This is a genomic window from Bacillus velezensis (assembly GCF_001461825.1).
GTDB classification, from domain to species: Bacteria; Bacillota; Bacilli; order Bacillales; family Bacillaceae; genus Bacillus; species Bacillus velezensis.
On sequence record NZ_LLZC01000004.1, the window covers coordinates 164394 to 190191 of the forward strand.

The 25798-nt window shown below is 49.3% G+C and carries 26 protein-coding genes; 5 read left to right on the forward strand and 21 right to left on the reverse strand.

What is annotated here, in order from left to right:
• Window positions 1-149: 149 nt before the first annotated feature.
• The 4 genes from AR442_RS02490 to AR442_RS02505 form a co-directional block, all read right to left on the reverse strand.
• Window positions 150-1664 (reverse strand): class I adenylate-forming enzyme family protein, encoded by a 1515-nt coding sequence (locus AR442_RS02490; RefSeq protein WP_014416929.1) that lies wholly within the window; start codon window positions 1662-1664, stop codon window positions 150-152.
• A 222-nt stretch (window positions 1665-1886) separates the two neighbouring features.
• Window positions 1887-3971, reverse strand: a complete 2085-nt coding sequence (locus AR442_RS02495; protein ID WP_014416928.1) for a BglG family transcription antiterminator — start codon at window positions 3969-3971, stop codon at window positions 1887-1889.
• Window positions 3972-4270: 299 nt separating this feature from the next.
• The gene (locus tag AR442_RS02500) at window positions 4271-5173 is read right to left on the reverse strand and encodes an aldo/keto reductase (protein WP_014416927.1); all 903 of its coding nucleotides are present in this window, start codon (window positions 5171-5173) and stop codon (window positions 4271-4273) included.
• 114 nt (window positions 5174-5287) lie between these two features.
• Window positions 5288-7291 carry a penicillin-binding transpeptidase domain-containing protein gene (locus tag AR442_RS02505; protein ID WP_014416926.1) on the reverse strand — a complete coding sequence of 668 codons (2004 nt, stop codon included), beginning with the start codon at window positions 7289-7291 and terminating at the stop codon, window positions 5288-5290.
• 156 nt (window positions 7292-7447) lie between these two features.
• Here AR442_RS02505 and AR442_RS02510 point away from each other — a divergent pair, with 156 nt between their 5' ends.
• Window positions 7448-7768, forward strand: coding sequence for an antibiotic biosynthesis monooxygenase family protein (locus AR442_RS02510; protein ID WP_053285480.1), 321 nt, complete (start codon window positions 7448-7450; stop codon window positions 7766-7768).
• Here AR442_RS02510 and AR442_RS02515 read toward each other — a convergent pair.
• The 9 genes from AR442_RS02515 to AR442_RS02555 all read right to left on the reverse strand — a co-directional run bounded on the left by AR442_RS02515 (window position 7739) and on the right by AR442_RS02555 (window position 15150).
• Complete coding sequence (locus AR442_RS02515) at window positions 7739-7954, reverse strand: YczI family protein (protein WP_369719110.1); 216 nt, start codon at window positions 7952-7954, stop codon at window positions 7739-7741. The genes AR442_RS02510 and AR442_RS02515 overlap by 30 nt on opposite strands.
• A gap of 194 nt (window positions 7955-8148) precedes the next feature.
• A complete protein-coding gene (locus tag AR442_RS02520) occupies window positions 8149-8790 on the reverse strand; it encodes a GDSL-type esterase/lipase family protein (RefSeq protein ID WP_014416924.1) in 642 nt (213 codons plus the stop codon).
• Between the two features lie 64 nt (window positions 8791-8854).
• Entirely contained in the window at window positions 8855-9604 is a 750-nt protein-coding gene (locus tag AR442_RS02525) for an IclR family transcriptional regulator (RefSeq protein WP_014416923.1), read from the reverse strand.
• Between the two features lie 17 nt (window positions 9605-9621).
• Complete coding sequence (locus AR442_RS02530; RefSeq protein WP_014720726.1) at window positions 9622-10629, reverse strand: 5-oxoprolinase subunit C family protein; 1008 nt, start codon at window positions 10627-10629, stop codon at window positions 9622-9624.
• A 2-nt stretch (window positions 10630-10631) separates the two neighbouring features.
• Window positions 10632-11363 carry a 5-oxoprolinase subunit PxpB gene (pxpB, locus tag AR442_RS02535; RefSeq protein ID WP_014416921.1) on the reverse strand — a complete coding sequence of 244 codons (732 nt, stop codon included), beginning with the start codon at window positions 11361-11363 and terminating at the stop codon, window positions 10632-10634.
• A gap of 30 nt (window positions 11364-11393) precedes the next feature.
• Window positions 11394-12188: a putative hydro-lyase gene (locus AR442_RS02540; RefSeq protein ID WP_014416920.1), complete on the reverse strand. Its 795-nt coding sequence runs from the start codon at window positions 12186-12188 to the stop codon at window positions 11394-11396.
• 4 nt (window positions 12189-12192) lie between these two features.
• Window positions 12193-13407 carry an NRAMP family divalent metal transporter gene (locus AR442_RS02545; protein WP_014416919.1) on the reverse strand — a complete coding sequence of 405 codons (1215 nt, stop codon included), beginning with the start codon at window positions 13405-13407 and terminating at the stop codon, window positions 12193-12195.
• 22 nt (window positions 13408-13429) lie between these two features.
• Window positions 13430-14194: a 5-oxoprolinase subunit PxpA gene (locus AR442_RS02550; protein WP_007609444.1), complete on the reverse strand. Its 765-nt coding sequence runs from the start codon at window positions 14192-14194 to the stop codon at window positions 13430-13432.
• Between the two features lie 206 nt (window positions 14195-14400).
• A complete protein-coding gene (locus tag AR442_RS02555; RefSeq protein ID WP_014416918.1) occupies window positions 14401-15150 on the reverse strand; it encodes a Cof-type HAD-IIB family hydrolase in 750 nt (249 codons plus the stop codon).
• Window positions 15151-15277: 127 nt separating this feature from the next.
• On the opposite strand from AR442_RS02555, the gene AR442_RS20255 reads away from it, so the two are divergent.
• Window positions 15278-15442 carry a hypothetical protein gene (locus AR442_RS20255; protein WP_003156294.1) on the forward strand — a complete coding sequence of 55 codons (165 nt, stop codon included), beginning with the start codon at window positions 15278-15280 and terminating at the stop codon, window positions 15440-15442.
• Window positions 15443-15480: 38 nt separating this feature from the next.
• On the opposite strand, the gene AR442_RS02560 is transcribed toward AR442_RS20255, so the two are convergent.
• The 5 genes from AR442_RS02560 to AR442_RS02580 form a co-directional block, all read right to left on the reverse strand.
• Complete coding sequence (locus AR442_RS02560) at window positions 15481-15876, reverse strand: 3-hydroxyacyl-ACP dehydratase FabZ family protein (RefSeq protein WP_014416917.1); 396 nt, start codon at window positions 15874-15876, stop codon at window positions 15481-15483.
• Between the two features lie 68 nt (window positions 15877-15944).
• A complete protein-coding gene (locus AR442_RS02565; RefSeq protein ID WP_014416916.1) occupies window positions 15945-17066 on the reverse strand; it encodes a mannitol-1-phosphate 5-dehydrogenase in 1122 nt (373 codons plus the stop codon).
• Between the two features lies 1 nt (window position 17067).
• Window positions 17068-17499: a PTS mannitol transporter subunit IIA gene (locus tag AR442_RS02570; RefSeq protein WP_012116817.1), complete on the reverse strand. Its 432-nt coding sequence runs from the start codon at window positions 17497-17499 to the stop codon at window positions 17068-17070.
• Between the two features lie 25 nt (window positions 17500-17524).
• Window positions 17525-18964: a PTS mannitol transporter subunit IIBC gene (locus AR442_RS02575; protein ID WP_014720723.1), complete on the reverse strand. Its 1440-nt coding sequence runs from the start codon at window positions 18962-18964 to the stop codon at window positions 17525-17527.
• Between the two features lie 175 nt (window positions 18965-19139).
• The gene (locus AR442_RS02580; protein ID WP_014416915.1) at window positions 19140-19481 is read right to left on the reverse strand and encodes a hypothetical protein; all 342 of its coding nucleotides are present in this window, start codon (window positions 19479-19481) and stop codon (window positions 19140-19142) included.
• Window positions 19482-19657: 176 nt separating this feature from the next.
• On the opposite strand from AR442_RS02580, the gene AR442_RS02585 reads away from it, so the two are divergent.
• From AR442_RS02585 to AR442_RS02595, 3 genes are read left to right on the forward strand one after another with little or no spacing between them, the layout of a single operon-like run.
• Window positions 19658-20230, forward strand: a complete 573-nt coding sequence (locus AR442_RS02585; protein ID WP_007609432.1) for a DeoR family transcriptional regulator — start codon at window positions 19658-19660, stop codon at window positions 20228-20230.
• 32 nt (window positions 20231-20262) lie between these two features.
• On the forward strand, window positions 20263-21891 hold the full coding sequence (locus AR442_RS02590) for a copper resistance CopC/CopD family protein (protein WP_014416914.1): 1629 nt from the start codon (window positions 20263-20265) through the stop codon (window positions 21889-21891).
• A gap of 12 nt (window positions 21892-21903) precedes the next feature.
• Window positions 21904-22515, forward strand: coding sequence for a YcnI family copper-binding membrane protein (locus AR442_RS02595; protein ID WP_007410287.1), 612 nt, complete (start codon window positions 21904-21906; stop codon window positions 22513-22515).
• 45 nt (window positions 22516-22560) lie between these two features.
• Here AR442_RS02595 and gdh read toward each other — a convergent pair whose 3' ends face one another.
• From gdh to gabD, 3 genes are all read right to left on the reverse strand, one after another.
• Window positions 22561-23346 carry a glucose 1-dehydrogenase gene (gdh, locus tag AR442_RS02600; protein WP_015416819.1) on the reverse strand — a complete coding sequence of 262 codons (786 nt, stop codon included), beginning with the start codon at window positions 23344-23346 and terminating at the stop codon, window positions 22561-22563.
• 20 nt (window positions 23347-23366) lie between these two features.
• Window positions 23367-24230 carry a RhaT/GlcU family sugar-proton symporter gene (locus tag AR442_RS02605; protein ID WP_014416913.1) on the reverse strand — a complete coding sequence of 288 codons (864 nt, stop codon included), beginning with the start codon at window positions 24228-24230 and terminating at the stop codon, window positions 23367-23369.
• 154 nt (window positions 24231-24384) lie between these two features.
• Window positions 24385-25773, reverse strand: coding sequence for a succinate-semialdehyde dehydrogenase (gabD, locus tag AR442_RS02610; RefSeq protein WP_014416912.1), 1389 nt, complete (start codon window positions 25771-25773; stop codon window positions 24385-24387).
• Window positions 25774-25798 lie beyond the last annotated feature (25 nt).

Sequence of the window (25798 nt, forward strand, 5' to 3'; positions counted from 1 at the left end):
CTCCTTCTTGTTCGATCTCATATTTCTTGTCTACCTCGGCTGTCTTTTGGATAAACATGAATGAGACAGTTCAAAACGTTTTCGGAGAAAAATGTTTCACATGGAACGCAAGAAAAAAACCCGGCTGGCAGCCGGGTTTTTATTTTCTATTATGAACGTACCGCTTGTTTGCGGAGCACGTCTTTTCTCACTTTTCCAAGGTTGTTTTTCGGAAGTTCGCTGACGAACTCAATTTCCGGAATTTTAAAGGCGGCAAGACGTTCTTGAAGGAATCGGGTCACTTCTTCTTCTGTCAGGCCTTCTCTGCCGTTTGTCACGATGAACGCTTTCGGCTTTTCGCCGTAGAGCGGATCAGGGATACCGACAACCGCCGTTTCGAGAATTCCAGGCACTTGCTGAATGACCTCTTCAATCTGGTCGGGATAAATATTGTCGCCGCCGTAGATGATGACATCTTTATAACGTCCGGTGATAAAGATAAATCCGTCTTCATCCACATAGCCGGAATCGCCGGTATGGAACCAGCCGTCTTTCAGCACTTTTCGTGTCGCTTCTTCGTTACCTTCATAGCCTTTGAATAAAAACGGACTTGTCACAACGACTTCTCCGATTGAGCCTTGCGGAAGGACTTCGCCTGTTTCCGGATCTACAACGCGGACGTCCACTTCTTCCATCGGTTTACCCGCGGAAGCGGCTTTATCCATTCCCATTTGCGGATTCCAAGAGCTGATGCCCCACGCTTCCGTGCTTCCGTATCCGTGCATGAGCGGGATGCCGATGTCGAGATACTGCTGGATCAGACTGCTTGGCACCTTTGTGCCTCCCGTCATCATATAAACGATAGAAGACATGTCAGTCTGATGCGTTTCCCATGCTTTCAGCAGGTATGTGTAATAGACAGGCAGCGCCATCACGGTTTGAATTTTCTCTTTTTCGATGAGCTTCAAGTTTTCCACAGGGTCCTGATTGTCTGTCATAATGAATGTCGTTCCGCTCATCGTGCCGACCATCTGGCAGATAATCGCGCTCGTATGGTAATTCGGATGGCATGCTAAGAAGCGGACATGCTGCATTCTCCCCGTGTATGCCAATGTCGCGTTTACGTAGTTGTATATGCCGCCGTGAGTGATCATGCAGCGTTTCGGATTGCCGGTTGTACCTGAGGTAAACATCAGCAATGCCGTATCGTTTTCAGACACCGTTTCGACATCCGGTGTATCACCGGAGCCTGTCAATAAAGCGTCAAACTCAGGCGTTGTCTCCGCAGCTGTTCCTGTTACGACCTTCAGTTTAAGAGAAGATGCAAGCGCAGGAAGCACTTCTTCCATGATCTCTTTAAATTCAGTGCTGTAAAAAACAGCTTTCGGTTCACAGGCTGCTAAAATGCCTTTCATTTCGTAAGGTGTTAATTGCCAGCTGACCGGCACAACCACCGCGCCGATTTCGAGTGCCGCAAACATGACAATGGATGCCGCGTGGCCGTTTTTGCAAAGCATCGCCACTCTGTCGCCTTTTTTTATTCCTTTATCAAGAAGCGCTTGTGCAAGCTGGTTGATTCGTTTTCGATATTCCGCGTAGGTCAGGGTATACGCACCGCTTTTTACAGCTTCGATCTCTTCGCTATTTGAAATGTCATGCAGAATCAGATGCTGTAATGTCTCCATATTTTCATCTCCCATAATGATAAATCACAAAAAAACTCTGTCAGATTTTCTTTCTCACGCAACCCATTTTAAACCAAAAAATATAACTTGTAAAACTATTTTGTTTTAGAACTATTCCATCAGTGAATGATACAATAGTCCCGTGTTTTTAGTTTCTTCCCTTCCCCTTACCCTCATACATGCACAAAAAAACACACCCCACATGAGGTGTGCACTTCCTGTTTACCGCTGTCCTTTCTCCTGAATAAAATGATAAAACAGCTTGTTTAAACGTTTGTATAAATCGGCCTCATCCTCAGTCTGGAAGGCTTTTATACTGTCTTCAGACTCGATAATGGCCGAGCTGACCGCACTTAGTATTTCCGACCCTTCAGCGGGCATATCAGCCGGCGCCATCATCACCAAAGCGCGGTCGGCGGTCAGGGAATTTCCGTCCATGCCTTTGACACTGCATGGAGCTGTCAAATCATAAATTTTGAAAAAAGGCGTGACAATTTCTTCATTTTTGAGATGGTACAGGGCCATCGCCGTTCCCGGAATGCCGAGTCCGCCCTGTCGTTCACGCTCAGCAAGGCGCTGTGCGGTTTTTTGGGCATTATGAACCAATCCTTCTTGCTCCAGCATGTCAAACATACGGTTCAAAAACAGCTCATACGCCGTGTTTGAATCAATGGATTTGACCGAAAAGTTCCGCAGCACGCTTTGGATAACCGCCGCGTAATGCGCCATACGGCCGGCCGCTTCCAGCATATCAGGCGTCTCCGGCTGCTTCTCTTCTCTTTTACCGTTTCTTTTTTTGTCAAGAATCAGCGGAATTTTTCTTTTGATGTACTGCTTGACCTGATCAGCGTCTTCTTCGTTTAAAAGCGGACTGACCATGACGTAATCAATGTTTTCATACGGGATCGGAACAGTGGATACGATCATGTCATACGCAGCGGTGTCTCGGTCCTTCAGTTCGATGAGGGAAGACATATCAAAGGAACGGATTTCCGGAAGCTCTTTTTTCAGCCTGGATGCGAGCATTTTGGACGACCCGATGCCGCTAGAACAGACGATCAGCGCTTTGATCTTCGCTTCTTCCCGTTTGATTTCCAGAGCGGAGCCGAAGTGAAGAACAATGAAAGCGATCTCATCATCAGAGAAAAGAAGCCCCGGAAAGAATTTTTCCATTCCTTCTTCTACGGCCATGTACAGCAGAAAGTAGTCGCGTTTAATTTGCTCGGTCATCGGGTTGTACATGTCGATATTTTCTTTTACCCGGTTGATCGCAGGCTCCAGATGGGCGATTAAACCGTCGTATAAAGAACCGTTTTCCGTCAGATCAATTTTAATTTTTTCAGAAATGAAGCCGATCAGCTGCTTCGTTTGCAAGGCCGTTTCAACCTCTATGTCTTCCGGTTTGAATTCCGTTTTGTATTTGCGGTTGGCGCTCCGCAAATGAATGGTGATATAACCGATCTCAGCTTCCGGAATTGAAACGCCGAACGCTTTTTCAAGCTCTTTTGCCATTTCCAGCGCAGAGCCGTACTCCTTCGTCTGCTGCAGCGCTTTTAGTTCTGAAGCCTCCATCGTGATGGTTTCTCCGAGCCTGATCCGGTCCATCGCAAAGGTTAAATGAACCGCAAGCGCCATGTATGAGCTGTCAGATAAGGCGATCGCGATTTTTTCCTTGAGCTGAATTAAGAGCCGGTCCATTTTCAAAAGTTCCGCTTTATTTACGACGCCGAACATTTTTTCAGCATCGTCCGGTTTTCCTTTAATATTCAATTCAACCGCTTCCAAAAAGCTTTGAATATCAAGGCGGTTGACGATGAGATTGCCGACGATTTTCCGTTTCGCATTTTCCGGCCCCGTCAGCTGAATGCCGAAGCCCCTTTTTCGGATCAGCGTCAAGCCGAAGGGCGCAATCCAAGTCTCCAGCTCATCCAGGTCATAGCTGATCGTCGCGTTTGTCACTTGCAGTTCGTTCGCCAGACTGTAGAGCTTGATCGGCTCTTGAGATTCTAATAGTGAACATAGAATTAAAAGTTTCCGCTCCTCAGCGCTGTATTCATGCTGTTCATAGGACAGGTCTGACAGGAGTTTTTGTTTGTCCTCCGGGTTTCCTACCGCTTTCAGTCCTTTGCCGGGCTGTTTATCAAGTGCCAGACCGAATGATTCCATCATCGGTTTGATTGTTTTCAACTCGCGGTGAACGGTTCTTGTGCTGACTTGTAAAGCTTCCGCCAGTTCATGCACTGTCTCGTACCGGTTCTGCAGTAATAGATGTTTCATTAATTTTTGTTCTCTCGCTGTCATATACATGAAACGCGCCTCCAGATTTTCTAGTTGTGAGAAGTATGGCATATGGGGAGTGCTGCCGGGGAAAGTGGTGTAAGTTATAATATAAAACGCTTTCAATGATTATTCAACCATTTTCAAATGGCAATTTGGCACTGGGCCGTGTGACAGTATTGAAAAAGAAAAATGTGTCAGATAATATGCCATGACGCTTGTTACTCTTGATCCGCACGGCTATACTTCAAAGTGACCTTACTTGTTTTTAGACATTGCACACCACATAAACAAACGCCCGGAAGATAGCTTCCGGGCGTTTGTTCTGTTTATGGAATATCGCAGCCTTGGACACCGGTATAAATCCGGAACCACTGATCATGGCTGAGTTTGTACGCGGATGCACGCACCGCGGCGGAAATGCGGTTCTCTTTTCCGCTGCCGACAATCGGCATGATGTCCGCCGGGTGGGTGAACAGCCATGCGTACATGACTTCGTCAATGGAAGCGGCGCCGATTTCTTCCTGTACGGAACGAAGCGCGGCACGGATACGGACGTCCTTATCGGATTGTCCGGTAAAGACGCTCCCGCCCGCAAGCGGTGACCACGCCATCGGCGGAATGCGTTTTTCCTGACAGAAATCCAGCGTGCCGTCATGAATATTTTCCAGCTCGTACGCCGAGATTTCAATTTGGTTTGTGATGAGCGGATCATCCAAATAGGATTCGAGCATTCTGTACTGGTGCGCTTTAAAATTCGACACCCCGAAATATCTGACCTTTCCCGAGCTTTTCAGCGCGTGAAACGCTTCAGCCACAGCCTCCGGGTCCATAAGCGGGTCCGGTCTGTGAATGAGCAGCACATCCAGATAATCCGTATTCAGATTCAAAAGCGACTGCTCCGCCGACGCTAAGATGTGAGACTTCGACGTATTATAATGATGCGACTTGTTTCCGGGCCGTTCCGGTGATTCAATGACAATCCCGCATTTTGTGACGATTTCGATTCGCTCCCTTATTGAAGGCGAAAGGGACAAAGCGCCGCCGAACAGCTTTTCACACGTATAACCGCCGTATATATCGGCATGGTCGAAGGTGGTGATGCCTTGGCTGATACACCATTCAATCAGATTCAGCAGCTCTCCGTCTGAAACATTCCATTCGTTCAGACGCCAAAGCCCGTGTATCACTCTTGAAAATTCCAGGTCTTCAGCCAATTGAATGCGCTGCATGTGAAATCCCCCTTTTTCTTAGAGCCTCTTGTATCTCTGTTTTCAGGAATTGCCCATGCTGTTTCATTCTGCTTCGGCGGCCGATTTTCCTTTCAGCCCGCAAAAAATCGTCATTTAATGATTCTGAAACTGCTTTTTCGCTTTTTCAACGACGTAATGGCTTCCGCCGCGTTTTTTGACGTCTTGAATCATCATCGCAATCAAGAGGTCTTTCTTTTTATAATCGTAACCGACAAACCAGCCGTTTTCTTTGCCGTCTTTATCTTCTTTAGACGTTTTCAGCTCGGCTGTACCGGTTTTCCCGGCTACGGTAATGCCGCTTACGGCCGGCTGATATGCAGAGCCGCGCGGATCTTCAACGACGCCTCTCAGCCCTTTTGTGATTTCTTCGGCATTGGCTTCCGACACCACTTGCTTATGCCAGATTTGCGGTGTTTTTTCTCCGTCTTTGATCAATGTCGGTTTGACGAGATTTCCGTCTGTTACAAATGCGGTATAGTCAGCCGCTAAGTGCAGCGGAGACATCAGCATCTGCCCCTGGCCGTAGCCCGTATCTCCGAGAAGGATCTCGGAATCAAGCTTGCCGTTAGCGATTGAAGACTTTTCAATCGGAAATTGGTACGGAATCTCTTCATCAAAGCCAAATGTTTTTAATCCTTTTGTAAACGCGTCCGCTCCGGCATCTATGGCATTTTGCGCAAAGTAGATGTTGTCCGATGTGATCAGCGCGTTTTCGAGATCCACTTCATTCAGGCGCTCTGATACGCGTGTGACATGGTAACCGCCCCAGCTTGAATCTTTCTGCCACTCTTTTCCGGTGATTTTTTTCTTTTCTGACGCTTTCAATGTGCCGTTTGTCAGGCCGACTGCCGCGGCAATCGGTTTAATCGTTGATCCCGGCGCATAGAGTTTGTTGAATTTCGCTGAAAACGGATTGTTTTTATCTTCATTCATCTTTTTCCATTCTTTTCCGCTCCAGCCGAAAATAAAGCCGTTCGGGTCATAAGACGGTGCGCTGACGAGCGCGAGTGTCTCTCCCGTTTGCGGTTCAAGAGCGACTGCCGCTCCGCTGTCATCTTTCATAGAGTCATACAGCTTCGTCTGCGTTTTCATGTCAATCGTTACATGAATATCCTGCCCGCTTTCGGCTTTCTTTTCAGCAATGACCTCACCTGTTTGCGGGACGTAAATTTTCCAGCCGGTCGTGCCGCGCAGCTTGTCTTCATATACATTCTCAAGGCCGGCGATGCCGATTTTGGAAGTATCGCTGTATTGGCCGTCTTTCGCTTTTTTCAGCTGCTCCGCTGTGATGGTTTTAATATAGCCGGTCAGATGGGCCGCTTTTTCGCCGTACGGATAGTAGCGGGAGCTGACCTTCGTTTTCGTCACGCCGTCTAATGCGAGCAGGCTTTTGACCTTGCTTTCATCATCCGGTCTGATTTTTTGAATCGGGACATAGGAGTCGTCTTTTACCCAGCCCTGGTTCAGTTTGCTTTTGATATCGTCTTCAGAAAGGTCCAGTTTTTCAGACAGTTTTTTGATCACGCTGTCTTTATCCTTGCCGAGTTTTCCAGGGATAATGCCGATTTCCGGCACCTCGGTATTCACGGCGAGACCTTTTCCGTCTTTGTCGTAAATTTGTCCGCGCTTCGGTTCTTCATTTGCGATCTGCACGGTTTTGTCATCGGAAAGCTGTTTGAAAATAAAAGAAGGATTCCAGTCGATGTTCCATGATTCTCCATCGTCTGTTTTTTCTTTTTTCAGGACGGCCGTGTTTTCAAAAGCGACCTTCCCTGCTTTTGTATCCATGCTGACTTTATAATCGATGTGCTGGAGGTCATCTTTTTTCTTGTCGTCTTCGTCCTGTTTTTCTGCAGTGACTTTCAGATTTTTGACCCCTGCTTGTTCATAAATGGTTTCATATCGTTTTACAAAATCCTTTTTGGATAGTTTTTTCTTTTCATCCTGGGTGAGGCTTTGGTACATCTTATCGTAATGACCGCCGTTCCAGTCTTTTACGAAATCTTTCATTCTGTCTTCGGCCGATTCCGTTTTCGAGCAGCCGATCAAACCTATGATTCCTGCGAGTAAAAGTAATAGGTATAACCCTTTTTTCACTGTCTATTCCCCTGCCTTCCAACTGTTATTTTCTCCTAAACCAAATCAGACTGGCAAGGATTTTTTTCTCATAGTGTTTAAAATTTTTTTGTTTTTCCTGCCGTCACGGGCCATATTCTTATACAATGTATCTATTAAAAAAAGGGGGAATTTCAGATGATCAGAGAAGCAGCCATGCTGTATGTAAAAGAAGGTCTTGAGGGGGAATTCGAAGAGGCATTCCGCCGGGCGGAGCCGATTATCGCGGGCATGAAAGGTTATCTGTCCCATTCCTTGTCCAAATGTATGGAAAAGACGCATAAATATTTGCTGCTTGCGGAATGGGAGACATTGGAAGATCATACAAAAGGCTTTCGCGGATCGCCGGAATATCAGGAATGGAAAGCCTTACTGCACCGTTTTTATTCACCATTTCCCGTTGTGGAGCATTTTCAGGATCTATCAGACTCAGATCGCGTGAAGCGTAAAACCAATTAAGGAGATCGACCATACAAAAACGGCGGTATAGATATTGAATTTCCCGGAACCGTCGTTTTCTTTCCGTTTTTCCTCCAGCCCCTGAATGAACATGACCGCACCGAGAAACACGAGCATAACCGGCTGTATGACAGAGGTATGTTCCGCATACGTAAATGCGGCGGCCGCAAGTATAATAATCAGCATCGCGAGTGACAGTTTTAAGGCGCGCAGCAAAGCAATCCATCCTTTCTGTTATCATTTTTTGAACACAATTCTATTTCTGTCTTTATCCCCCATTATTCTAGCGTATTTTTTGCGCGGATAGAACGAAAGTCGGACAATTTTAAGTTTGTTTTAAGGAGCACGAAAAGCGCGCTCCCGATGAAAAGGAGCGCGCGTTATGAGCGGGCGAGGCTTCCGTATCCGAGCCCCCGCAGGACGCATGCCATGACTTCATATCCCTTGCTGTTGGGGTGTACGCGGTCATGAGAGAGATATTCATTCATTTTTCCTTTGAAAGCGCTGTGGACGTCGGCGATTTTGACGTGCGGCGCCGATGCGAGTGTGCTGAGGTGCGCATTATAAGAGGATATCCATTTTTCTGCAATGGAGATTCCCGGGAAAGGATTGTATAAATTAAAGACGCGGATCTCATAAGGAGACGGGTGCGGTCCTTTTAAGGCAGCGATCTTGGCTATCATCTTTTCAAAGTTCTCATGGCAGTGACTGGACACGCTGGTGAACACCGAAGCGTCCGATGTTTGCTGATATGCCTGAACCGAATCGATCAAATCGTTGCCGCAGCCTGTAATCGTAATCATATCAGCAGCCTGAATCCGCCTCTGAATGTACGGCAAGGACATAAGCCCGAGAATTTCTCCCGTCTCAAGGCCTGATTTGGCAAAGATGGATACGTCAGTTCTTGTCTGTAAATCTTCTGCCAGCATACGCCCGAACCGCTGGACAAAACCGGCGGAAAACGGCCCGGCCCCCCTCCCCGTCGTCAAAGAATCCCCCAGCGCCGTATAAACAAGTCCCATTTACTTTCCTCCACTCGTTACTATCGATATTGTAATGTACGCGAGTGAAGAAAAATTGGCTCGGTCAATAACCCAATTTCTCAGAAATATGCTGTGCTGTGTTTTTGACCTTTTCGGTTAAATATGGCAGCCTGTCCTCTGAAAACCGGGCTTCGAAGCCGGCGATGCTGATTCCGGCAGCCACCTTACCTTCGTGATTGAAAATCGGCGCTCCGATCGCCGCCGTGTAATCTTCTAATTCCGAATAGCTGATCGTATACCCTGATTGCAAGGATCTTTCAATGGATTGAAGAAGTTCAGCCCGATCCGTCATCGTGCCTGAGGCGATTGCGGCAAGCTTTGTCTTCTGAATGTATGTGTCAATCTCCTCTTTTGGCAGAAACGATAGAATGCTTCTGGCGCACGCACCCGCGTACAGCGGCGACCGGCGGCCGATTGCCGTATACAGGCGGACGGTTTGGGTGCCTTCAATTTTCTCGACGTAAATGGCTTCATCTCCGTCCCTCATGATCAGCTGAACGGCCTCATCCACTTCGCCGCACAGCTCTTCCATAATCGGCTTGGCTATTTTCCTGATATCCAGACGTTCAGAGACGAGCTGGCCGAATTGTAAAAAGATCAGACCAAGCTGATAACGGCCGTCCGCCGCCCGGGTGAGAAACCCCGTTTCCTCCAGTGAGCTTGCCATGCGATGAACCGAGGTCTTCGGCATTTCCGATAGAGAAACCAGCTCATTTAAGCTCAGGCTCGGTTCAGTCAGAAACAAATGAAGCAGTTCCATTGATTTGATGACGGTTTTGTTTTTGTTTTCCATGGTCTTTAGCCCCTTTGTCAGATCAGCCATTCCATTTTGAGCCTTGCTTTCAGCTCCTTCAGCTGCTGTTCCTTCTCCAAAAGCAGCATTTCCGCTTCCTCCAGCGAAACGGCCCGGAACGTGATATGTTCCCCCGGCATCGTTTGGGCGACGAGAGGAAGATCGGCGGATATGATATGCGCCATCCGCGGATAGCCCCCCGTCGTCTGTCTGTCAGCCAGCAGAATAATCGGATTGCCGTCCGGCGGCACCTGCACCGTTCCGAACGTCACGGCCTCAGATACCATCTCCAGCGGCTCCCGCAATTCAAGCGGAGCGCCCTTCAGCCGGTAGCCCATTCGGTCGGATTGAGGCGTGACCGTATATGACTCTTGATAAAAACGCAATTTTGCTTCTTCTGTAAAAGCGTGAAATTGAGCGCCTTCAAGCACTCGTATGACCGGATTTTTTTTCAGCGGCAGAAATCCCCTGCTGCTGACAGACCAATCAGGCGCTGAGAAACCATGCTGTCCGAAAGAATCGCTCAGACGGTACGCGATTGATTCCGAACATGGCGTCATACGGCCGAGCGGCAGCTCATCATCTTTTTGCAGCGCTCTTCCGCAAAAACCGCCGATCCCCGCTCTGACATACGTGCTTTTGCTTTCCATGACGGCGGGCACGTCAAATCCCCCCGCGACGGCGAGATATGCGCGGCTCCCCATCTTGCACGGCCCGAACGAGACGACGCTGTTTTCCTTTATCAAAACCGGTTTCCACAGAGGAGCGGGCTCCCCATTAATATGAAGGGCAAAATCAGCTCCCGTGACGGCAATAACCGCAGGTTCTGAAAATTCAAAGGAAGGCCCGGGCCCCATGAGCGTAATTTCCAGCCCCGCCTCTTTTTCTTGATTTCCGGCAAGAAGATTGGCGATGCGCAGAGAGATCGTATCCATTGCGCCGCTTCCCAGTACACCGTATTTCTGATACCCCGTCCGCCCCGTGTCCTGAACCGTCGTCAAGAGACCGGGTTTTACCACTTTCATACTCATTCGGCTCCCTCCTTGATGCGGCTGTATTCCTCTGCCGTGATCCGGACGAATTTCACCGTATCGCCCGCTCTCAAAAGACTCGGCGGATGTTCTTCCGGCCTGAAAAGCCGGAGCGGGGTGCTGCCGATCAGCTGCCAGCCGCCGGGAGTGGATATCGGATACACACCGGTCTGCATTCCCGCGATTCCTACTGAACCGGCCGGGATGGACGGCCTTGGCGACGCCTTTCTCGGCGCTCTGATCCGCTCAGACATTCCTCCTAAAAACGGAAATCCCGGCGCAAATCCGAGCATATAAACGAGATATTCGCCTTCAGTATGAATGCGGATGACGTCTTCCGGGGTCAGATCGTTCATCTCAGCGACCTCTTCTAAATCGGGACCGAAATCACCGCCGTAGCAAACGGGGATTTCCATCACCCGGCGCTCTTCTTTGCGGTCGGTCATTATATGGCTGAGACGTTCCGTCACTTCTTTCTTGACCAGGGCAAAAGGAGAGACGCCTTTTTTTATGTTTGAGACGGCATACACATCATAAAAGATCGTTAAGCTTGTAAATGCCGGAATACATTCAACGAAGCCCGGAAACGGCCGTTCTTCCATACAGGCTGCCGCCGCATGCACCCGGCTGTTGACCTCTTCGCTGATGTGCCCGCCAAAGCGGATGATAACGGCGGAATCACCGTACGGCTGTATATCAAGCGCTGTATTTCCGCTATACTGCATCATTGTCATCACCTCGTTGTATTCTTTCTCACTTTACAGGACAGCAAGCGATTCATTTCGTATATCGGTGATCAGCATGTGCCCCGGTGAATGTGTTATTACGATGTCAGGCTTTGCTTCCATGATCACCGCCTGGGGCGTAACGCCGCAAGCCCAGAATACGGGAACTTCGCCTTCCCGCACCGTTACGGCATCTCCGAAATCCGGCTGATGCAAATCGCTGATACCGATGCTTTGCGGATTTCCGATGCGGACGGGGGCGCCGTGCACGGCGGGAAAACGTGACGTGACCTGCGCCGCGCGGACTGCCAGTCTTTCCGGAATCGGTCTCATGCTGACGACCATCTTTCCCGAAAACGGGCCGGCGGGAACACAGTCAATGTCTGTTTTATACATGGGGACATTCACACCCTCATCGATGTGCCTGATTGGAATTTGCTGATTGATAAGGGCTTGCTCGAATGAAAAACTGCAGCCGATCAAAAACCCGACATCATCATCCTTCCAATACGGCGTAATATCCGTTACCTCTTCAGTAAGCACGCCATGCCGATAAATCCTGTATTTCGGCAAGTCCGTCCGGATATCAGCTCCCGGCGCCGCTATTGCCGGAACGGGTGAACCCGCATCCGTCACGTCAAGCACCGGACAAGGCTTTTGATTGCGCTGGCAGAATAAGAGAAAATCAAAGGCAAGATCCTTTTGCAAAACGACGAGATTGGCTTGTGCGTAAGAAGCGGCCAACCCCGCCGTCGGCCCGGTCATCTGCCCTTTCCTGATCAGCTGTCTGACTTCTTCGGGGCTCATGTCTCTCATATGTTTTTTCATATCATCAGCTCCATAGCTGCGGCATCTGCGTGAATAATGTATAGATGCCCATAACCGCCATGACAACCACTACGATCGCCCCTGCAATCGTGAGCCAGATCGGATGCTTGTAATCGCCGACGATTTTTTTCTTATAAGCGCCCAACAGAATCATCGCTAATGCAAGAGGCAGAATTAAGCCGTTAAGCGAACCGACCGCGACCAGAATTTTGGCAGGCTGGCCGATCGTGACAAAAATAAGAGTGGATACGATGATAAAACCGATAATTACGCCATGTGAGTGCTTTTCGATTTTTGTTGAAAACGATTTGAAGAATGACACCGATGTATAGGCGGCGCCGATGACAGACGTGATAGCGGCAGACCACATGATGACGCCGAAAATTTTATAGCCTACATTTCCCGCCGCAAGCCGGAATACAGAAGCCGCGGGATTATCAGGATCAATGCTCAGGCCCTTTGAGACGACGCCGAGCACGGCGAGAAACAGGGCAATCCGCATAATCGATGTAATCAGAACGCCTGTGATGGAGCTTTTCGTGACCTGAGGAATGACTTCCTTCCCTTGGATGCCTGAATCAAGCAAACGGTGGCCGCCGGCAAATGTAATGTATCCGCCGACTGTGCCGCCGACAAGCGTCACGATCGCCAGCACACTGATATGATCAGGCATAAAAGTTTTCACAACGGCGTGTCCGACCGGCGGAGCCGTCGTTACGGCAACATACACCGTCAATACGATCATGACGATGCCGGCGATCTGCATAAAACGATCCATGACTTTTCCGGCTTCCTTTATGACAAAAATCAGCACCGCGACCGCTGCGCTGATTAAAGCGCCGATCTCCGGTTTGATCCCGAATAATACTTGAAGACCGAGACCCGCGCCGCCGATGTTTCCGATATTAAACGCAAGTCCGCCGAGCACGACCAGAAAAGCAATGGCATAACCGGCGCCCGGAAGCACCATATTGGCAATCTCTTGGCCGCGCTTTCCGGAAACCGCGATAATCCGCCATACATTGGTTTGCGCGAAAATGTCCAAAATAATAGAAATTAAAATGATAAAGCCGAAGCTTGCCGCCAATGTATTGGTAAACGTGGCCGTTTGCGTCAGAAAGCCGGGCCCGATTGATGATGTCGCCATCAAAAATGTCGCGCCTAAAAGAAGCGACCATCTGCCGGAAGCCTTTCCGGCTGTTTTTTTCTTTTGCTCCATGCTGTCTTCCTCCCTCTGCTGCTCAGTCTTTTGCAAGCGCGCTGATTTGAATGTCTGCCGCTTTTAATTCTTTTTTGATTGTTTTTGCGAATGTGAGGGCGTGGGCTCCGTCTCCGTGAATGCAGACCGTGTCCGCTTTCAGGCTTACAGCTTGTCCCTTACGTGATGTCACCGTGCTGTCTTTCACCATTTGAATCACTTGACCGACCGCTTTTTTGTCATCCTGAATCAGCGCATCCGGCTCTGAACGCGGCGTCAGCGTGCCGTCTTCCTGATAGGTGCGGTCCGCAAACACTTCGCTTGCCGTCCTCAGTCCGATTCGATCTCCCGCTTTAATCAGCTCGCTTCCGGAAAGCCCGAAAAGAATAAGCCCGGGATCAAAATGACAGACCGCCTGAGCGATGGCTTCTGACAGGCCGGGATTGACGGCGGCCATATTATATAAAGCGCCGTGCGGCTTCACATGCTGCATCTCGACACCTTCTGCTTTTAAAAAACCTGACAGCGCGCCGATTTGGTACAGCGTCAGATCATACGCTTCCTCGGGTGTAATCGCGATCTGCCGCCGCCCGAATCCCTGAAGATCGAACAGTCCCGGATGAGCGCCGATTTTCACGCCTTTTTCCGCCGCAAGCGCAACCGTTTTGCGCATCACGCTGGGATCACCCGCATGAAAGCCGCAGGCGATGTTTGCAGATGTCACATAGTCCAAAATCTCTTCATCCAGCCCGATTTTATAAGCACCGAAACTCTCTCCTAAATCACAATTGATGTCAATCTGAAACATAAGATCCCTCCTGTATTGTAAACGTTTTATATTATTATCATTCCGCTATTCGGAATGACTATTCCGAATTGTTGGATTTCTCTTCATTATATTTAATTCTGACAGGTTTGAACATCCTTTTGTCAGAAAACCTACCATGGACCTAGTCACAAATCTGACAAAACAAAAAAGAGAGAGTCTCATACTGAGACTCTCTCTTTTTTCTATTATAACACCCAGTGGCGGATCGCTTTGGCGACCCCGTTTTCCGTGTTGAGATCAGTCACCCAGTCAGCTGTTTCTTTCACAATGTCCTGCGCATTCCCCATGGCGACGCCGACACCCGCTTTTTCAATCATGGCAATGTCATTCAGACTGTCACCCATGGCCATCACATTTTCCATCGTGAAGCCGAGTTTTTCCGATACCTTCGCAAGCGCAGCCGCTTTGTTGATACCGAGGGCATTGACTTCGATGTTGATCGGACTTGAGTTTGTGATCTCGAGCTCCTTGTATTCTTTGAGCTCTTTCAGCACCTCATTCCGCACTTCGTCATCCTCGATTTCGAATCCGAACTTAAGCCACTGATGATCCGTAATCGTTTCCGGGAATTCCCCTCTCCACACTCTATCGACGGTAGAGGCCCAGAAATTCGTGTTGTGCTTATTCCGCAGATCCCATAATTTTTGAATATGATCGGTATGAAGAAGCTTGCGCTCAACCAGCTCAAAGTTGGAATCCCAGATTTCGCTGCCGTTTGCCGTGATTAAAAAGGATGACAGCTCGAGAGACTCAGCCAGTTCGCGGCAGGTCATCAGCGTGCGTCCTGTGCTGATGACGACGTGAATTCCTTTCGCCTCCGCTTCCTTGATCGCCCGCCGGTTTTCCTCCGGGATGAGCTGCTCGTCATTGAGCAGGGTTCCGTCCATATCAATCGCGATCAGTTTAATATCTGCGTCTTCTCTTTGTATCGGCATATATGTACCTCACTTTTTATAATGTAGTCGTCTCTATTTTAATACATATGACCCGCAGGAACAAAAAACCGCTTCCTGCGTTTGGCGGGGAGAACGTTGAGGAAAAGAAATATTGAGGTGATGGAGGATGAAAGAAAGAAAACAAAAGAACAAACCGAATGAAAATCCTGAACATCATGATTTAACCGATCCGATTCCGCTGGAAGAGCTGAAAGAAAACGCCAATGACGAAAAACACAAACATGACCAAAGGGACAATTCACAAAGTGAAAGAGATTATGATACAAAATAACAGACTTGTCCGAAAGCCGCCGCTGGAGGCGGCTTTTTTTACGATGGCTGGATAAATATGCTGAGCTCAGCTTCCGCCACAGGCTTCCCGGCAACGGAAGCTTTCGCCCGGCCGAACACAAAACCGCGTCTGATTCGCGTGACCTCAAAAAAAAGATCCAGACGGTCTCCCGGCAAAGCGGCACCTAACCTTTCCGCTTTCTTCACCGCGGATAAGAGACCGAGGCCGTCACCGCCGGTAATTCCCGCGCAAGCCGCCGTTTGGGCCATTGCTTCAACGATGAACGAAAATGGCATCTCTCTTTGGGATTCAGTTATAAACCAGTCATTTTCACTGATGTTTTTGTAAGCAGCCGCCCATTTTCCGGCTTCACTGTTCGTCGTGCCGTCAATCAAAAGAAACGGAAAACGATGGGGCAATAGCTTCTGATTCATCACGCAGCCTCCCTTCTCTCTCATTATAACGCAAGAAAAAACCCGCGTCCCCCGACGCGGGTTCATTTTTATTGATTGAGCTTTTTGAGCACGATGCCGTGCAGCGGCTCATGCGGCTGAATACCGCAAATGTCTTGAAGAACGCCGCTCGTGCCTTTTTCCGCGATAAGCTTTTGCAGCTCAACCGCTTCCGGATCATCCTGATAGTCAAAGCGCAGGGCGGCGGCGATGCCTTCTGCCAGCGCGTTCGGTTCTTTTATTTTTTTGGCCGGCCCTACTAATCTGTCATTCGCTCCGAGTTTTCTAAGCGGTGATCTGGCGACTCTTGTCACATCATCCGTGATGTATTCATTTTCAAAGCGGCCGATGATTTTCTTCATGTACTGCTCGTGTTCGGATTGCTTAAAGCCGTACGCTTTCACCAAGTACTCGCCCGTTTCTGAAAGTGCATCGTACACGACACGCCGGATTTCCGGATGGCCGATGGCCTCTTTGACGGTTTTTAATCCGCGCTGATAGCCGACGTACGCCGTAACGGCATGGCCGGTATTGACGGTAAACAACTTTCTCTCGATGAAAGGCGTAAGATCATCCGTAAACAACGCACCTTCCAGTACCGGCTGGCCGCCGGCAAAGCCGGTTCTGTCTATGACCCATTCAAAAAACGGTTCTACGGATACTTTCAGCGGATCTTCATGGTGCTGAATCGGCACAATCCGATCCACCGCAGAATCCGGGAAGCCGACCGTCCGGTTCACGAGTTCCCGCTCCGCTTCCGTCAAATGTCCGAAAACTTCTTTTTTCAGAAAACTGCTGCCGCCGATCATATTTTCACAGGCAATGATATTGAGAGGCTCAGAGGACGTTCTGCGCTTCAGCCCTTCCGCGATGGACGGGGCGATGAGTCTGAGAACGTTCGGGCCCACCGCCGTCGTAATGATCGCCGCTTCATTGATCAGCCTGTACAGCTCTTGTTCTTGCACCGCGCTGTTGATGGCTGAAACGGGGCCGATGATTTCGGTCTGCCGGCCGCCGTCGGCAAGCTCCACGGTATATTCCTTCTTTTCATTGAGAAGGCTGACCATCGTTTCATTCACATCAGCGAAAACTACGTCATAGCCGGAATGATGGAGCAGGGCGCCGATAAAGCCCCGCCCGATGTTTCCCGCTCCGAAATGAAGGGCAATCATGTCAGTTCACCTCGCTGAAAATAGCGGCCAGTTCTTCTTCCGTCTTTGCACTGATCAGCCGTTCGATGTTTTCTTCCTCTGAGCAGATGATGGCGATGTTTGACAGGATGTCTAAGTGTTCATTGTTTTTTCCGGCGATACCGAAAACGACCTTTGCCGTATTGCCTTCACCGTATTCAACACCGTCCGGAATCTGGATGACGGAAATGCCTGAATGAAGCACCTCATCCTTTGCATCTTCCGTGCCGTGCGGGATCGCGATGAAATTCCCCATAAACGTGGATGATGTTTCTTCACGTTCGAACATTTTTTCCACATAGCCGTTCTTCACGTAGCCGTTATCAATCAATGTCTGTCCCGCGAGGCGGATGGCATCCTCTTTTGAGTTCACCGTCTGGTTCAGTTTGATGTTCGCTTTAGCCAATACTTCCATGATGAAGATCCCTCTTTCTGTTTGATTAGTTTTTAAGCTTTTCAATCAGTTCATCGTATTTCGGGCTGTTCAAGAAATTATCAACCGAAATGTGCACCGCCTGCGGCAGCTTCGCTTTCGCGCGGTCAGTCAGGTCCTTATGCGTAATGACGATATCCGCGTCATTCGGAAGATTATTGATCGACGTATTTGTCACATCAATATCCAGGTCTGCTTTTTTCACTTTGTTTCTTAAAATGGAGGCGCCCATTGCGCTCGATCCCATACCCGCGTCGCATGCGAAGATAATGCGGCTGACTTGGTCGGCGGAAATATCAGCGGCGCTGTTTTCCGGCTCTTCCTCTTTGTCTGCCAACGCGGCCGCCGCTTCGCTTTTCCTGCCTTTCATTTCCTGCATTTTTTCCGCCGCGGCTGTCAAATCTTCTTCACCCGCTTTAGACGATTTCAGAATAAGCGCCGAAACGATAAACGATACGGCCGCGGCAACGATGACGCCCGCCAGCACGCCGAGATAGCTTCCTTTCGGCGTCAGCGCCAAAATGGCGATGATGCTTCCCGGAGATGATGCGGCAACAAGACCCGCGTTAAAGATCGAAAATGTAAGCAGCCCGCTCGCTCCCCCGGCAATCGCCGCGAGGATCAGCATCGGTTTCATTAAAATGTAAGGGAAATAGATTTCATGAATCCCCCCGAAGAAATGAATGATCGCCGCTCCCGGAGCCGTCGATCTTGAAGAGCCTTTCCCAAAGAACATATATGCCAGTAAAATACCGAGTCCCGGCCCGGGGTTCGCTTCCACTAAGAACAGAATGGATTTACCCGCTTTGGCGGCCTGCTCGATTCCGATCGGACTTAAAATGCCGTGGTTGATCGCGTTATTCAGGAACAGGACTTTCGCCGGTTCTACGAAAACGCTTGCAATCGGCAGCAAATTCGCGTGGACAATGACTTCCACACCCGCCGCCAGCAATTTGTTAAGAGACAGGACGACCGGGCCGATCGCATAAAACGCGATAATCGTCAGCACAGCTCCGATAATTCCCGCCGTGAAGTTGTTGATCAGCATTTCAAAACCCTGTCTGACTTTATCTTTAAACACACGGTCTAATTGTTTAATGAGATAACCGCCCAAAGGCCCCATAATCATTGCCCCTAAGAACATCGGAATGTCCGCTCCGACAATGACTCCGATGGCCGCCGTCGCTCCGACGACTCCCCCGCGGTGATCGTAAATCATTTTTCCGCCCGTATATGCGATTAAAAGCGGCAGTAGATACGTAATCATCGGGCTTACCAATGTATTCAGCTGCGGATTCGGAAACCATCCCGCTGGAATAAACAGCGCGGTGATAATTCCCCATGCGATAAATGCGCCGATATTCGGCATGATCATACCGCTTAAATAACTGCCGAACCGCTGTATCTTCACTTTCATGCCAGCTTGCTGTTCTTGCTGCATGTTCATTCCCTCCCTGTTTGCTTGCCTTCAGATGAAAATAAATAAGACACGGGGTTTCTCTCTCCCCTGTGTCTTCATCATAAAACGCTTACAATCCCCATTCAATGAAAAGTAAAGAGGAGTTTGGCACAGAGACTGTGACAAATCCTTAACAAAAAAAAGACACCTCATCAAAGGTGTCTTACCGCTTTCTGTATATAATGTGTCCTTTTGTGACAACGAGTTTGGCAATGAGCCGCTCACTGATAATAAACACCGGATACGCACATACGAGCGCGAAAATGGCGGCCGGCACATACCGCGCTGCCGGAAACATCGGCATGACGGCGGTTCTGGCCATCTGCACAAGATAAATCAAAAGCACCGTGATCGCAATGGCCGCAGCCATAATCGGAGCTGATACTTTATATTCACGCAATTTCACATGGCAATGCCCGCACTGAAACTGGCACGGGATCATGGATGATCTGACCATGTCGCCTGTAATCGGCTTGCCGCAGTTCGGGCAGGTCGTTTCTTTCATGTTTATTCCTCCATTCAACTCTTCTATTATAACAGAGTCTGACTACGTCTTTTACATTTGTGATTGTTCAACATTTTTTCACATATTTTATCATCAGGCTCTTGTGTGCATTTGTGAAAACATCTACTCTTAGAGGGAGGTTCATCACTCATTCGCATAAAAAGGAGGATGCAGAATTGCTTCCGATTCACAGACAGCAAACCTTGCTTGAATGGCTGAAAGAAGAGGGCGCGCTGAAAATCTCTGACATAAGCGAGAGATTCGGCGTCTCCGAGATGACCGTGTACAGAGACGTCAATCAGCTGGCGGATGCAAACCGGATTATCCGGACACCCGGCGGCATTACGCTCCCGCCCGCTTCAGAACGAAGCGCCAATCAATGCGGCTATTGCCTGCGGCCGATTCAGCATTCGTATTCTGTTCAGCTTATTACCGTTTCACAAGCCGTTGAGCAGATGTGCTGCATTCATTGCGCGATTTTGCGGTATGAGGATAAAAAGGAAGAAGTGTCCCACGTCATTTGTAAAGATTTTCTTCTTCAGACGACGCTGACGGCCGCTTCCGCATACTTTTTAGTCCATGCCGATATTGACCTTCACTGCTGCCGGCCTCAGGCGATTCCCTTCTCAACGCTTGATTACGCAGAACGGTTTCAAAAAGGATTCGGCGGGGTCATTTGCACCTTTGACGAGGCGGCGGACATCATCTTACACGACAGGCAGAAGGGATGCACCTGCAGCAAGACATAACAACAACCAACCGGAAGGCGGTGTCATCATCCATGAGACAGAACAAACGCTGGCTCATCTTTTTGCTGTTCCTTGTTTTGATTCCGAAAACAAGCTTCGCCCACGCCTACATCACAAACTCAAATCCGGGTGAGAACAGCGAATTAAAACAAGCGCCGAAGCAGATTGAAATTGAGTTTAATGAACAGATTGAAGAAGGCTTCCACTCCATTAAGGTCTATAATTCATCCGGCGAACGGGTTGACGCGGGCAAAACGGTGATTCAAAAAAATGATGCCCGCATCATGACCGCGGCATTGAAAAAAAACCTGCCGCATGATATTTACAGAGCGGAATGGAACGCGGTATCGGCCGACGGACATCCGGTATCCGGCGTCATCCCTTTCAGTATCGGAAAAGCCGGCGGAGAACTTCAGGAGCAGACATCATCGCAAGCGGCGCTTCATCCCGAAGCGGCCATCGACCGCGGTATTTTGTACACCGCTCTCTCCCTGTTTATCGGCACGGCTTTTTTCCATCTGTTTTGGTACAGAAATAATAAAGATTCATCAAAAGCAAAACGAACTGTAAAGCTGCTCGTGATTTCTTTGTGTTTAACGGGGCTCGCGCTTATCTGCCAGCTCCCGATCCAGACGAAAGAAAACGCGGGCGGCGCTTGGAGCGCCGCGTTTCAGCCGGACTATGTAAAAGAAACGCTTCTGAAAACGGCAGGCGGGTACGTCTGGATGATCCAGATCAGCTTATTTATCCTGCTCGCCCTGTCCATGATCCCGCTGCTGAAGAAGAAAGCATTCCGGTCATTTGCGTACTGGACGGCGCCGCTGTTGTTCTTCTTCGCTTCGCTTTTGGCAAAAGCATTCGCCGGGCACGCGGCGGTTATCGACGAAAAAGCGGTCGGCATCGCAATGGACTTTCTCCATTTATCGGCCGCGTCTGTATGGATGGGCGGTATCGCCGCGCTTGTGCTGCTTCTTTCATCAGAGTGGAGAAAACCCGATAAAACCATCGCTTGGGAAACGGTCAGACGGTTTTCTCCTTGGGCGTTCGCCTCTGTCGGCGTGCTGTTATTTTCAGGTGTGCTGAACGGATTTTTCATTATCCGCACGTTTGATTCACTCTTTCACACCGCTTACGGTAAGACGCTCCTTTTGAAAATCGGACTGTTTGTCATCATGCTTGCGCTCGGCGCCGTTCACGTATGGATGACGAAGTTCAGCAGAAAAAGGAGCATCAGCGCAACGATAAAGGCCGAATGGGCACTAGGCATCGCGGTATTATTCACAACCGCCGTCTTCACAAGCCTGCCCAGCCCGCCGCCGCCTGCGCCATTGCCTTTTAACGGCTCAGAAACGATCGGAAACGGGGAAACCCTGTCCTTGCACATTACGCCGAACCAGCCGGGGAAAAATGAATTTCAAGTCATTGTCACCGATCACAACGGCAGCTTGGTAAAAGACATTCAGCAATTTACGGTCACTGTTTACCAGACGGGCTTCAGCGGCAAACAGCATGAAAGCACCTTTGATTTGAAGAAGACGAAGGAAGGCACATTCGAAGCCGCCAACCTGTCCATCACCGAAAAGGGAAACTGGAAGATCAAAGTCCACGGGCTGACAAACGATTTTAATGAAATCAACCAAATATTCTCAACGACAAACTAAGGAGTGTATCTCATGTTGAAAAAAAAGGCTTTATTATTCATATCCGCCGTGACCCTGTCACTCGTCGGTTTTACGGCGACAGCAAGCGCCCACGTCTCAGTCAAACCCGCGGAATCCGCGGCCGGTTCTTGGGAAACGTACACGATGAAAGTGCCTGTGGAAAAGAATGAGCCGACAACGAAAGTCGTACTGAAAATGCCCGCCGGCGTTGAATTTCAGCAGTATCAGCCGATTCCGGGCTGGAAAACATCCGTATCCAAACATGATGACAAAGCGGTCTCCGTCACTTGGGAAGCAAAGGACGGCGGCATTCAGCCCGGCCAATTCCAGCAGTTCACGTTCGTTGCGAAAAATCCTGAAAAGAGCGGAGATGCCGCTTGGGACGCTTACCAATATTACAAAGACGGCAGCATTGTAGAATGGACGGGTGATGAGAAAGCCGACACGCCTCACTCAATTACGAAAATCACGAAATCGGCCAGCGTGACGGATGCGCACGGAGCTGAACAGTCAAACGAAGAAAGCAAATCCGGCGTATCAGCGCTTGATATTGCGGCCATCGTTCTGTCAGCTGCGGCGATTATCCTTTCCATCGCGGCGCTTGTAAAGAAAAAACGCGCGTAAGCAAAAAGCGATCCGGCTCTAAAGAGCCTGCGATCGCTTTTTTTCTTATCCGCGTCCTGCCTGGAATGACGGATATTTTGTCATTCCGCCGTCAGCAAACAGCGTAATGCCGGTCACATAGCTTGATTCCTTTGAAGCAAGCCAGACGGCGACAGCCGCGATTTCTTCCGGCTCACCGATATATCCCATCGGAATCATGCTTTCCACATCTTTTCTCTGAACGGGATCTGCAAATTTTTCCGCGTTGATCGGCGTATTAATGGCGCCCGGCCCGATGTTGTTGACACGGATGCGCTTCGGCGCGTACTCAAGCGCCAGCGTTTCCGTCATCAATTTGATGCCGCCTTTACTTGCCGCGTAGTGAACAAACAGCGGCCATGGAATCATTTCATGTACGCTTGACATGTTAATGACGTTTCCTTGAATATCATTCTCTACGTAATATTTAATGGCTTCGCGGCTTCCTAAGAAAGCGCCGGTCAGATTGGTATTGATGACTTTGTTCCAGTCTTTGAGCGGCATTTCATGCGACTGAACCGGATTTTCCATGCCGGCGTTATTGATCATGACATCCAATGTGCCAAATTCCTTCACTGCGGTCTGCACGATGTTTTTGACATCTTCTTCTTTTGTGACGTCTCCTTGAATGATGACCGCTTCGCCTCCCGCTTTTTGAATCTCTTCTTTAACGGTTTGGGCGTCTTTTTCATTACTATAGTAGTTAACCACGACTTTCGCCTGCTCCTGTCCGAAGCGGATCGCCATCGCTTTTCCTAATCCTGATGAAGCTCCCGTAATGGCAACGACTTTTCCTTTTAAATCCGTGTACATGTTCAAACCTCCTGCATATGTTATGAATTTGATTTCGCAACGCCTAAGAATACCGCGGCCACAATGATCAGGATAATCCCGATGGCAATGGCGACCAGCTGACGCTTCGTTTTGCTCTCACGGAGAATGAAGATTCCGCCGAGCGTGCTGATGACGATCCCCATTTGAGAAAGGGAAAAACTTGTCGCAACTCCGACGCGCGGCTGTGAGATGAACAGAAACATATTCCCGAGCGCCCAGATGATTCCCGGCAGAATGTTCTTGAGGGCGTACTTATTAAACGGTTTATGCTTGTACGTCAGGAGTAGTCCCCCGATGACCATCCCGATCGCCTGCGGCAGAAGCGCTGACCATCCGGATACGCCGAACAGCCGGGCCACAACGACATAGACCAAATAACCGAGCGTGGAGATCAGCAGGATGACAATGCCTTTTTTTAAGTTTCCCGGTTCTCCGTCCGCCCGCCCCTTTTTATCTTCTAAAGATGTGAGCACAATCCCGACGATGATAAAAATAAGGGCGAGAATACCCAGCGTAATCGCGATCGGGGTTGACCATTCTTTGAATACGATCACACCGAACAAAGAAGTCGAGACGAGCTGCATTCCCGTTGATATCGGCATCGTTTTTGAAACGCCCATCAGCTGTATGCTTTTAAGCTGATTGCTTTGGCCGAGCGACCAAAACAGCCCCGAGATGATGCCGACAATAAAAATGCGCCCAGACAGCACCGGGTGGACAAACAGATATAGCACAAACGAAACGATGAGCGCCCCGATTGTCGTTCCCAGCGTCTGGCTGTAAGGCCCGCCGCCTAATTTGACGTTAAATAACACGATGCTCCCCCAAAATAAAGCCGGGAGAAGAGCCAGTAATATATCCATGATGGCGACCTTCTTTCAATCGTATTTGCTGTTATTTTGTCTGGAATCGAACCGATTATTCCCGCAAGATCAAAAAAGCCTGCCGGCGATATTCACCGGCAGACTGCTCAATAAAAACAGCCCCGCTTAGAAGCGGGGCTTTCTTTTCGGCTCATTAAAGTCCGATAGACATGTATTTGGTTTCCAGGTACGGTTCAATGCCTTCCGTACCGCCTTCACGGCCGATGCCGCTTTCTTTCATTCCTCCGAACGGCGCTTGAACCGCGGACGGACCGCCGTCATTCCAGCCGATGATGCCGTATTCAAGCTGTTCAGAAATATAAATGCCGCGGCGGTAGTTTTCTGTGAAGAAATAAGCCGCAAGCCCGAACGGCGTATCGTTCGCAAGCTTGATCGCTTCATCAATATCTGAGAACGTAACGATCGGCGCAACCGGGCCGAATGTTTCTTCATGCATGATGTTCATGGATGTATCTACATCTGAAAGCACGGTCGGCGTCACGAAATAGCATCCTTTTTCATCGTTTTGGTCATACGTTCCGCCCGTCAGCACTTTTGCGCCTTTTTCCACGGCGTCATTAATTTGGCCGACGATTTTATCGAAGCCTTTTTTGTTGATGACAGGGCCGACGTTTACGCCTTTTTCAAGACCGTTTCCGACTTTGAGTTTCGCAGCTTCTTCACTCAGTTTTTTCGCAAACTCGTCTTTTACGGATTCGTGTACGATCAGCCGGTTCGCACAGACGCAGGTTTGGCCGGCATTTCTGAATTTAGAGGCCATTGTTTGGGCTACCGCCAGATCAAGATCAGCGTCTTCATCCACGATCAGCGGCGCATGTCCGCCAAGCTCCATTGACATATGTTTTACGGTGTCGGCGCTGTTTTTCATCAGGATTTTGCCGACAGGCGTTGAGCCGGTAAAAGTAATTTTACGGATTTTCGGGCTGCTGGTGAAGACGTTTCCGATTTCGGCTCCGTCACCGATCACCACTTGCAGCACGTCCTTCGGAATTCCCGCTTCATATGCGAGACGCGCAAGGGCGTAAGCGGAAAGCGGCGTATCCTCCGCCGGTTTGATGATGAACGTACAGCCTGCCGCCAAAGCGGGCGCGGCTTTTCTTGTAATCATCGCATTCGGGAAATTCCACGGCGTGATCGCGGCTACCGGGCCGACCGCCTGACGGGTGACGACAATCCGTTTGCCCGTTGTCGGCGCAGGTACGGTTCTGCCGTAAATCCGTTTTGCTTCTTCGGCGAACCATTCAATATAACCGGCGCCGTATAAAACTTCTCCGACCGCTTCTTCATACGGTTTGCCGTTTTCTTTCGTAATTAATTCCGCAAGTTCTTCTTTATTTTCAACAATCAGCTCATACCATTTTCTCAAAAGTGAGGCACGTTCTCCCGCTGATGTTTTGGACCATGATTGAAACGCTTGATGTGAACGTTCAATCGCTTTTTCAACATCTTCGGCCGTCTGCTGGGGGATGCTTTCGATCGCCTCTCCCGTTGCCGGGTTGTACACTGTTAATTGTTCTGGCATATTGAACATTCCTTTCTCTGCTATA

Coding starts and splice junctions, on each gene's coding strand:
- AR442_RS02545 (WP_014416919.1), bottom strand. CDS start 13,407: ATGGAGCAAAAGAAAAAAACAGCCGGAAAGGCTTCCGGCAGATGGTCG.
- AR442_RS02520 (WP_014416924.1), bottom strand. CDS start 8,790: ATGGGACTTGTTTATACGGCGCTGGGGGATTCTTTGACGACGGGGAGG.
- AR442_RS02605 (WP_014416913.1), bottom strand. CDS start 24,230: ATGGATATATTACTGGCTCTTCTCCCGGCTTTATTTTGGGGGAGCATC.
- gdh (WP_015416819.1), bottom strand. CDS start 23,346: ATGTACACGGATTTAAAAGGAAAAGTCGTTGCCATTACGGGAGCTTCA.
- AR442_RS02515 (WP_369719110.1), bottom strand. CDS start 7,954: ATGCTGATTATTATACTTGCGGCCGCCGCATTTACGTATGCGGAACAT.
- AR442_RS02525 (WP_014416923.1), bottom strand. CDS start 9,604: ATGGAAAACAAAAACAAAACCGTCATCAAATCAATGGAACTGCTTCAT.
- AR442_RS02495 (WP_014416928.1), bottom strand. CDS start 3,971: ATGTATATGACAGCGAGAGAACAAAAATTAATGAAACATCTATTACTG.
- AR442_RS02575 (WP_014720723.1), bottom strand. CDS start 18,964: ATGAACATGCAGCAAGAACAGCAAGCTGGCATGAAAGTGAAGATACAG.
- AR442_RS02565 (WP_014416916.1), bottom strand. CDS start 17,066: ATGATTGCCCTTCATTTCGGAGCGGGAAACATCGGGCGGGGCTTTATC.
- AR442_RS02580 (WP_014416915.1), bottom strand. CDS start 19,481: ATGAAAGAAACGACCTGCCCGAACTGCGGCAAGCCGATTACAGGCGAC.
- AR442_RS02590 (WP_014416914.1), top strand. CDS start 20,263: ATGAGACAGAACAAACGCTGGCTCATCTTTTTGCTGTTCCTTGTTTTG.
- AR442_RS02510 (WP_053285480.1), top strand. CDS start 7,448: ATGATCAGAGAAGCAGCCATGCTGTATGTAAAAGAAGGTCTTGAGGGG.
- AR442_RS02595 (WP_007410287.1), top strand. CDS start 21,904: ATGTTGAAAAAAAAGGCTTTATTATTCATATCCGCCGTGACCCTGTCA.
- AR442_RS02570 (WP_012116817.1), bottom strand. CDS start 17,499: ATGGAAGTATTGGCTAAAGCGAACATCAAACTGAACCAGACGGTGAAC.
- AR442_RS02550 (WP_007609444.1), bottom strand. CDS start 14,194: ATGTTTCAGATTGACATCAATTGTGATTTAGGAGAGAGTTTCGGTGCT.
- AR442_RS02560 (WP_014416917.1), bottom strand. CDS start 15,876: ATGAATCAGAAGCTATTGCCCCATCGTTTTCCGTTTCTTTTGATTGAC.
- AR442_RS20255 (WP_003156294.1), top strand. CDS start 15,278: ATGAAAGAAAGAAAACAAAAGAACAAACCGAATGAAAATCCTGAACAT.
- AR442_RS02555 (WP_014416918.1), bottom strand. CDS start 15,150: ATGCCGATACAAAGAGAAGACGCAGATATTAAACTGATCGCGATTGAT.
- pxpB (WP_014416921.1), bottom strand. CDS start 11,363: ATGATGCAGTATAGCGGAAATACAGCGCTTGATATACAGCCGTACGGT.
- AR442_RS02540 (WP_014416920.1), bottom strand. CDS start 12,188: ATGAAAAAACATATGAGAGACATGAGCCCCGAAGAAGTCAGACAGCTG.
- AR442_RS02530 (WP_014720726.1), bottom strand. CDS start 10,629: ATGAAAGTGGTAAAACCCGGTCTCTTGACGACGGTTCAGGACACGGGG.
- gabD (WP_014416912.1), bottom strand. CDS start 25,773: ATGCCAGAACAATTAACAGTGTACAACCCGGCAACGGGAGAGGCGATC.
- AR442_RS02500 (WP_014416927.1), bottom strand. CDS start 5,173: ATGCAGCGCATTCAATTGGCTGAAGACCTGGAATTTTCAAGAGTGATA.
- AR442_RS02490 (WP_014416929.1), bottom strand. CDS start 1,664: ATGGAGACATTACAGCATCTGATTCTGCATGACATTTCAAATAGCGAA.